Below are 9034 nucleotides of genomic sequence, written 5' to 3' on the forward strand. Positions count from 1 at the left end.
TTTATGACTCGCACTAACTGGATAATTATTGGGCTAGCGTACATTATCGGCTTATTGTCAACTAATTTAATTATTGATTCGACTTCTGGTTTAGTTTTCAAACGGTTGGTGATTGTGTCGGTAATCTTGCTCACATTAGCCGTGTTTATGGCGAACTGTAGCAAAATTAAAGCTCGTGTTTGGTTTTTGGCTTGCATCGTGGCGATCTTTGCCGTAGTTTATTTCCAGTTAAGGATTCCGCAACCGCAGTACAACGATATTAGCTATCAGATTAGTAAAAGCGATCGCGAAGCTTACCCGAAGGGTAATCGCCTATTAGTTAATGTCACAGGGACAGTTTTAAACGAACTAAGATTGAACGAGAACCAGCGTCTGAAGTTTTGGCTTAAAGTAGCTCAAATTGATGGTGAAACTGTTTCAGGGAAGCTTTATGCAACTTTGCCTTTGCTACAAGGAACGGGTATTTATCCAGGACAACAGTTAAGCTTAACGGGATTTCTCTATTTACCCCCACCAGCGACTAATGCTAATGACTTTGATTTTAAACAGTATTTAGCTCGTCAGGGAATATTTGCAGGTATCCAGGGGACAAAAGCCCAGGTTGAGCAGAAAGAACTTGCATGGGGTTGGTGGAGACTGCGACAGCGCATTGTGCGGAGCCATTTACAGGGGTTGGGTAGTCCTGTAGGGCAATTAGTTAGTTCAATTGTTTTGGGGAGTAAAGCGGTCGATTTGCCGAGGGATATTCGCGATCGCTTTATTGTCGCAGGATTAGCTCATGTGCTTGCTGCATCTGGCTTTCAAACATCTCTATTGTTAGGCTTAATTTTGAAATTAACCGAACGAATTACTGCGAAATCTCGCTTAGCGATGGGAATCGGGACGCTAATTATTTATTTGGGCTTAACAGGAATTCAGGCTTCAGTATTGCGCGCTTGTTTGATGGGAATTGCCGTCTTGCTGGCAGTAACGATGGAGACTAAAGTTAAACCATTAGGATCTCTGTTCTTGGCAGCAGTAATTATTTTACTATTTGATCCTTTATTGATTAACGATTTGGGCTTTAAACTTAGTTTTTTGGCAACTTTAGGCTTGATTGTCACTCTCCCAAAACTCGAGGCAAAATTAGACTGGCTACCGATTACTATTGCCTCTTTAGTTGCTGTGCCTCTTGCTGCATCAATCTGGGTATTGCCGTTACTCTGCTATGAATTTAATACTCTAGCTACCTACAGTATTGTGGTGAATATTCTCTGCACTCCTCTGATTACCATAATTAGCTTGGGAGGCATGATCAGTGCGATGGCAGCTTTAATTATACCTGCTGCTGGTAGTGCGATCGCCTCTTGCTTGTTTTATCCTACAACGTTGTTGATTGGCATTGCTGAATTCTCTAGTAGCTTACCAGGAAGTACTTGGGCGGTGGGACAAATTCCTCTGGGGATGCTATTAGCCATCTATGGACTATTTATTTTAATCTGGTTTAGTAAATGGTGGCAAAGACGCTGGTGGCTGGGGTTAATCTTGCCCATAGTCGTTATTATCTCCACAACGATCTACAATTCAGCTCAAGTTCAGATCGCTGTTTTAGCTACTCAGCAATCACCGATAATTGTGGTTCAAGATCAAAGTAAAGTGATCTTAATTAATAGCGGTCAAAATAACCAGGCTAAATACAACCTATTACCTTTCTTGGCACAACAAGGAATTAACACCATCGATTATGGACTGGCATATGACAATAGTTCCAATTCCTCTACAGAATGGTTGGCAATCAGTCAGCGTGTCCGAACCAAGGCTATTTTTGCCTCAGAATCACATAATTTACCCGCCATCAAAACTGCACTCAATGGCACATTTCCCGAAATTATGACTAAATCTGCTCGTCTGACGATGGATAAAGATTTAAACCTGATTAATATTCAAATAGCGGACTATAGCTGGTTAATTATTGGCAAACCAGCAAACACAGACAATGTAAACCAGAAAATTGAAGCTTACATCAAACAACATCATCTAGCATCCCAACAGTTAGTCATCTTGTTTTCAGGAAATATTGCATCCAGATGGCTCGAACTATTACAGCCGAAAATGGCGATCGCATCTAACGACCAGATTACTCATGATCTTAAACAAATACTACAACAAAAACAGATTGAATTCCACAACACCGCAGTAGAATCAGTAATTCGCTGGACTCCCAAGCGAGGAATAATTCAAGCACACAATCAATTGAACTAAGACATTTAATAGCTCTTAGCTTGGTTAATCAATGGGAATCGATTTTTAACCAGGGTCTAAAACCCAATTAGCTAAAAGCTTTTGATAATTTTTAATAATTATTAGCCATTTTGTACCAAACCTCAGTAAAATGACTCTGTGCTTTAGATCACCCCAAAATAAATTTTTGGATTTGGAGAGGTGGCAGAGCGGTTGAATGCGGTAGTCTCGAAAACTATTTTAGGGTCAAACTTAACGGGGGTTCGAATCCCCCCCTCTCCGTACATGTAAAAAGTATTATGTCAAAAGCATTTTTAGTTAACTATGTCTTAATAACCAAAATGCTGTAGTTGTCATCTCTGAATCATCAGGCTGAATTAAGAGAAAATGTAATCCTTTACTAGCCTGTTTATTCTGTTCATACTTTCTGGCAATTTCTTCAGCTTGTTGAGATTCAAAAGTATTAAATACCCAACGATCTACTAAGCCAGTCTCTAAAATAAAACCTCCTGACTTACCAACTTCAGTCGGAATATAGTTAATAAAAGCGGGGATTTGTTGCTCAATCCAACGAGCAAGCTGCATTGATTTTTTTCCGCCATAAACTACTATCCCAGGAATAAAAATATCGGAGGGAAGATTTAAGTTGATTGGATAAAATTCGCGAGGAATGCTGTTAATAGGAATTGGGCGATCGCTAAATAAATCAATAATTTGTCCCGCAGCTATATTAGCAATTTGCCACTTATCACCCCAAAGATTTTCAGGTAGTGCTTGGGGAGGCGCTTTTTCTAGTAGAATGGGATTATAGTTGGGTCGATCTTGATATTTTTCCTTTAATACCTGTTTTAATGCCTGAGTATTTCTGGTAGCTTCAACTTTAATGTCTAACTTTTCAGCGACGACAGATATTAAACCAAGGGATTGAGGGCGAAATATTTGAATTTTGTCGGGTAGTTTTCCTGCTGCTGCAAGCAATATCTGCTGTTCTAACCAATTAGCATTGGCATCTTTTGATAAACATTGCGCTGTATAAATTGGTTGTATTGTCTGAATGTTCAGCTCGATATTGGAACTGCATATTACTAATTCCCATTGTCGCTCATTTCCTAATGGCGATGGATGATGATAAAAATCAGCTTGCCAGATATTCATTATTTACTATTAATAATCTCAATTGCGATCGCTTTTAATTGCTGATAATTAACTTTACCTCGATCATTGCGAGGAATTCTATCGACTTCAAGCCAATATTTTGGTTGTTTATATTTAGCTAATTGCGATTTAATTTGTTGTTTAATTAAGTTTAAGTTTAAAGTTAAATTGTCTGCTGGTTTGAGAGGGACATATACCGCCGTAACTGCCTCTCCCCATTTTTGATCTTGAATGCCAACTACGCAGACATCTTGAACTAACTTAGTTGAGTAAATTGTGGCTTCTACTTCAGCAGGAAAAACCTTTTCGCCTCCTGTAATTATCTTCTGACTGTTTCTACCTAGTAAATGTAAATAACCATCACCATCAAAGTAACCGAGATCATCAGTGGTAAATACTTGTGATGAGTGAAATAGCTGGGGATAATAGCCCAAACACAAAGCAGCAGTGTTAATCTGAATTAAACCAATTTGCTGCTCGATAGGTTTTGTTGGCTCAACAGACAATTCGCCTGCACGATTGGCTAATTGAGTACTATCTATCTTTACCCGTGCATGGGGTAAAACTTGACCACTACTGTTATTGCCAGATAAAAAATCTTGAGGCTTTAGTGCCACAACTCCAGAGGCAGTTTCGGTCATTCCATAAGTAAGAGCGATAGGAATATTATATTCCCTAGCGGTATTTAACAGCGATCGCTTTGGTGGTGCGCCACCAACTAAAACTGTTTTAAATTTTTTTAAGCAACTAGGCGTAGAGTTAAGTAAAAACTGTAGTTGGGTAGGTACTAAAGAGATAAAATAATCTGCTTGATTGAGGTTGATTAACTCAGTGACAATTAATTGATACGGACAGATAATTAAATTACCTTGAGTTAAAAGCGATCGCATTAGCTGCATTAAACCACTTACATGATAGAGCGGCAAAGTACAAACTGAATTAATCTTTTGGCACTGAAAGAAGTCTTTAAAGCCGTTGACTGATGCTGTCAAAGTACCCCAACTGTGCATCGCAAATTTAATTTTGCCTGAACTACCGCCAGTGGGAATCATGATCGGTGAGTGAGGGATAAATTTAGTAAATTTAGAGTTAGTAATTAAATCTGGCGCATTCTGTGGCGTTAATTTTAGTTTGGTAATCAAAGACTTAATTGTGTCGTCGCCTAAGATTAAATCAGGCTGAACTAAATTTAGTACCTGCTGCCATTCCTGTATTTGCCAAGCAGGATCGCAGAGGAATAAATTTACCTCCGTGATTACCCCAGCTAGAAGAGCAGCTATAAAATTAATTGGTTTGGTTTCAACCAGAAAAATAGCTGGTTGATCCGAACATTCAGTTATCAAAGCAGATATTTGCGCCAATTTAGCATCAATTAGCTGTTCAAATTGTCGATTATTATACCCATCATCATTTAATTCTCGATCGCTATTGTTCTCATAACACCATAACCAATCTTGATTATTCAATGATTTTAAATAGTTTAATAAATCATAGTTCATGTTCTGAGTTGAATAATTTAAAGCAAAATAATAGGTTATTAAACAAATGTATGTTTAGTTACCGAAAATTCTATTACGAGTAAGCAACTATATAATCCATACAAACACTGACAATTTATTAATTTATGGTCAAGAAAGTTATGTAGAAAAACCAATGGCAAACTAATTAATTTAGTTCACAATTAAATCAATAGTCAACTAATAGTATGGTTTAAAACTATGTTTGAGCGTGCTACTGCTTTTTCAGCAATTTTTATTTTTATTGTATTTGGTATTGTTGGCTTAAAATATCTCAACTTTATGGAAGCGAACAATCCAGGTAGCTCAATTTCAGCAACTAGCTCAAAATAATCTACCTAACTTATGAATTTGACTTGTAAAAGTTGAATGTAAAAGTTTAATTTAAAAAGTAACCACGCTGCGAATAGATTCTCCTTTATGCATCAAATCAAATGCTTCATTGATTTGCTCAATTGGCATCGTATGAGTTACCAGATCATCAATATTAATTTTTCCTTCCATATACCAATCAACAATTTTTGGTACATCTGTCCGCCCTCTAGCACCACCAAAAGCACTACCTTTCCAGACTCTACCAGTTACTAACTGAAATGGACGAGTGCTGATTTCTTCCCCAGCACCTGCAACACCAATAACGGTAGAAACTCCCCAACCCTTATGACAGCATTCCAAAGCCTGACGCATTACCTGCACGTTACCGATACACTCAAAGCTATAATCTGCACCACCCCCTGTTAATTCCACGAGATACTCAACGAGATCACCGTCAATCTCTTTGGGGTTCACAAAGTCAGTCATACCATAATTTTTCGCCATTGCCTGTTTATCAGGATTAAGATCTACTCCCACAATCTTGCTGGCACCCACCATTTTTGCCCCTTGAATGACGTTTAAGCCAATACCGCCTAAGCCAAACACCACTACATTTGCTCCAGGCTCGACTTTTGCTGTGTTAATTACCGCACCCAACCCAGTTGTTACCCCACAACCAATCAAACATACCTTATCTAAAGGGGCATCATGCCGAATTTTAGCAACCGCAATTTCTGGCAAGACGGTATAGTTAGCAAAGGTAGATGTACCCATGTAATGATATAGCTTTTCTCCCTGATAAGAAAATCTACTAGTACCATTAGGCATTACGCCTTTACCTTGAGTACTACGAATTGCTTGACAGAGGTTAGTTTTCTGACTCAGACAGTAAGCACATTGCCGACATTCTGGCGTATAGAGGGGAATTACCCGATCTCCTGGTTTAACACTGGTAACGCCTTCGCCAACTTCTGCCACAATTCCCGCACCCTCATGTCCTAAAATAGTGGGGAACAAACCTTCTGGATCCGCTCCAGAGAGAGTATAAGCATCGGTATGACATACCCCTGTCGCTTTTATTTCGATTAATACCTCTCCCGCTTGTGGTGCTTCTAACTGCACCGTTTCAATACTTAGAGGTTTACCTGAAGCAAAAGCCACCGCAGCTTTAACATCCATGCTTGTCTTTCCCAAATAAATTACTTAGTGATTTCTACCATTAAGAAAATCTTAGCTTAATTCAAGATCGAGGAACTATTTCAAGTTTTTAATAAACTTTGCAGCATGTAAATAAGTAAACAATTTCTTAGTTAAATATAAAAGTAATGCTTTGTAATTAGTTATGAGTATTACTAAACAAAATTATTTAGATAAATAATCAAGATCCAATATGTCAGCTTTTTCTCAGTCAGCAAAAAACAGTCAAGATTCCCAAGCAACAAGATTAAAAATTGATTATCTGTTAGATTTTAAAGCAGTTGAAAAAGATGATATTCAGGATGTAATTAACGGTTTAACTCAAAAGCAAAAATCTCTTCCCGCTCGTTATTTTTATGATAGTAAAGGCTCTCAATTATTTGAAAAAATATGTCAGTTACAAGAATATTATCCAACTCGCACCGAAGCTAGTATTCTTCAGCAATACGCCACAGAAATTGTCCATCAGACTCAAGCAGTTGAGTTAGTTGAATTAGGTAGTGGCAGCTCCACTAAAACACGCTATTTATTTGATGCTTATCAAACATTAAATATTCCTTTATACTATACCCCTGTTGATGTTAGTGACAGCATACTTAAAGTAAGTGCTAATAAATTATTAGCTGATTACCCTCAACTTAAAATAGAAGGGAAAGTAGCAACTTATAGCCAAGCATTAAAACAGCTAAAAAATAGCTTTTTAGGTAAAAGAATAATTATCTTTTTAGGTAGTAGCATTGGTAATTTTAATTCCCCAAAATGCGATCGCTTTATCAATCAAGTAACATCAGCATTAAATCCTGGAGATTATTTTTTACTCGGTATCGACTTACAAAAACCTGTCGAAATATTAGAAGCAGCCTACAATGATTCCCAAGGAGTTACCGCAGCCTTTAATCTCAATATGTTGCAACACCTCAATCATCGTTTTGCTGGCAACTTTAATCTCGATTTATTTAAACATCAAGCTATTTATAATCAAACCGAACATCAAATTGAAATGTATTTAATTAGTCAGCAAGAACAAACTGTCACTTTAGCGAATCTAAATTTAACTATTGAACTAAAAAAAACAGAAAAAATCCTGACCGAAATCTCTCGCAAATTCAACCTAGAAAAAATGGCAAAATATTTAAGCGATCGCAATTTAAATTTAATTAAAACCTACACCGATGCTCAACAATGGTTTGGTTTATTACTGGTTCAATTGCCATCCGCATAGAAATAGCCTGGTAATAATTTAGAATCGAACAATCAACTTGTATGGCGATCGCATTTTAATTTACTATGAGTTAAATAGTTAAAAACTATCAGCCCGTATAATTCTATAGGTTGAAATTTAACCCTAGACATGCAAACGATAGTAAAGCATGAGCGCGGAGGGATTTGAACCCCCGACCTATAGAACCGGAATCTATTGCTCTATCCCCTGAGCCACGCGCCCGCAAACAGTATCAATAAAATTTTACTGTTTCATTTTTCATCATACAGTAAGCGAAAGGTAACTTGCTCCATCTTAATAATTAATCAATTACTTTAGATAGACCTCTTGCCTGAACAAAGATAAACTAAAGCAATTCTGATGAAGCATCCTCTTTTGAAATATACTCACTATATAGCTGTATTAATCTAAATCGTTTAGCTTCAGGTTTCCAGTTTTGCTCTTGGCAAATAAGAGCAGTCAGATGAGTAATAGAGAAGAAAATAGCTACAATGACCAGAATATAGCTATGTAGGGCGTACATATGCTGCAAAGTGATGCTGTTAATCCCATCTCCACCTGACAAGAGATCTCGCAGGCTTGAACCCACCAGAGGAATCGATGCAACTATGCCTAGTTCGATTTTAAAACGCCAGAAACTGGTTTGTTCCCAATTTAAAATAATCGCTGTCCAACTAAGACCAATAGCAGTGAGGGCTAGACAGATACTGCTAATCCAAGCAGTTAACCAAGACAGTAAAAATTGTCGCCCTAAAAACATGACCACGATTTGAACCAAAGCTAAGACAATCAAACTATGACCAGCAAGATTATGTAAACTCAGAATAAGTGAGCCATTGGTCACTTCATTCACAATCATGCTCAAAGATTTGTAAGCTCCAAGTGCCGTAGGCTGATAATAGAACGCGAGCAAAATACCCGTAAAAGCTGCGATCGCACAAAGGGTAAGTTCTGCTACCGCTAAAAATGTAGCCGTTCGTTGAAGGATATAGCGATATTGAACGAGTTTCATAAACTGGATGATAGTTGTAACTGCGGTTGAGGGGATGATAAAGTTGAACAAATTTTGCAGTTTTTTCAGCAGTCGATTAACAACCATAATAGTCCCCACATAAGCGACAAAATATAATAAACGCCAGCGAAAAATCACCCTAGTTTGCCAAGCTGGATAAAGCTTTTGCAGAACTGAGCGAGAAGCAATAATGTCTCTGAGCCAATCTTGGTATTCTGACCACTCTGCTGGAAAATGGCTGACTAATTTACTTATTTTGCCAGCTATCTGTGACTTCTCCAGACGTTGATGCTACGCATACAACGCTGGCTTCTGAGAACCTCGCAAGGCAGTCAGAACTTCCTTTAGGGTACTATTAGTTACGGAACTACCTATAACAGCTTTCCCCTTACGGCG

At 37.9% G+C, this 9034-nt stretch carries 6 protein-coding genes and 2 tRNA genes; 3 read left to right on the top strand and 5 right to left on the bottom strand.

Going from position 1 to position 9034, the window contains the following annotated elements:
- Positions 1-3: 3 nt before the first annotated feature.
- Together KME09_02220 and KME09_02225 are read left to right on the top strand one after the other, a co-directional pair.
- Positions 4-2241: a ComEC/Rec2 family competence protein gene (locus KME09_02220; GenBank protein ID MBW4532730.1), complete on the top strand. Its 2238-nt coding sequence runs from the start codon at positions 4-6 to the stop codon at positions 2239-2241.
- 174 nt (positions 2242-2415) lie between these two features.
- A tRNA-Ser gene (locus KME09_02225) sits at positions 2416-2502 on the top strand.
- Positions 2503-2538: 36 nt separating this feature from the next.
- Here KME09_02225 and KME09_02230 read toward each other — a convergent pair.
- The 3 genes from KME09_02230 to KME09_02240 all read right to left on the bottom strand — a co-directional run bounded on the left by KME09_02230 (position 2539) and on the right by KME09_02240 (position 6386).
- The gene (locus KME09_02230) at positions 2539-3375 is read right to left on the bottom strand and encodes a Tab2/Atab2 family RNA-binding protein (GenBank protein MBW4532731.1); all 837 of its coding nucleotides are present in this window, start codon (positions 3373-3375) and stop codon (positions 2539-2541) included.
- Positions 3375-4874, bottom strand: a complete 1500-nt coding sequence (locus KME09_02235; protein ID MBW4532732.1) for a 2-succinylbenzoate--CoA ligase — start codon at positions 4872-4874, stop codon at positions 3375-3377. Before KME09_02235 ends, KME09_02230 begins: the two co-directional genes overlap by 1 nt.
- A 402-nt stretch (positions 4875-5276) precedes the next feature.
- The gene (locus tag KME09_02240; GenBank protein MBW4532733.1) at positions 5277-6386 is read right to left on the bottom strand and encodes an S-(hydroxymethyl)glutathione dehydrogenase/class III alcohol dehydrogenase; all 1110 of its coding nucleotides are present in this window, start codon (positions 6384-6386) and stop codon (positions 5277-5279) included.
- Between the two features lie 211 nt (positions 6387-6597).
- Between KME09_02240 and egtD the strand changes: the two genes are divergently transcribed.
- Positions 6598-7626: an L-histidine N(alpha)-methyltransferase gene (gene egtD / locus KME09_02245; protein ID MBW4532734.1), complete on the top strand. Its 1029-nt coding sequence runs from the start codon at positions 6598-6600 to the stop codon at positions 7624-7626.
- A gap of 149 nt (positions 7627-7775) precedes the next feature.
- Here egtD and KME09_02250 read toward each other — a convergent pair.
- Positions 7776-7848, bottom strand: a tRNA-Arg gene (locus KME09_02250).
- 124 nt (positions 7849-7972) lie between these two features.
- Entirely contained in the window at positions 7973-8638 is a 666-nt protein-coding gene (locus tag KME09_02255; GenBank protein ID MBW4532735.1) for a cytochrome b N-terminal domain-containing protein, read from the bottom strand.
- Positions 8639-9034 lie beyond the last annotated feature (396 nt).

The sequence above is a fragment of the Pleurocapsa minor HA4230-MV1 genome, assembly GCA_019359095.1.
Taxonomy (GTDB): Bacteria; Cyanobacteriota; Cyanobacteriia; order Cyanobacteriales; family Xenococcaceae; genus Waterburya; species Waterburya minor.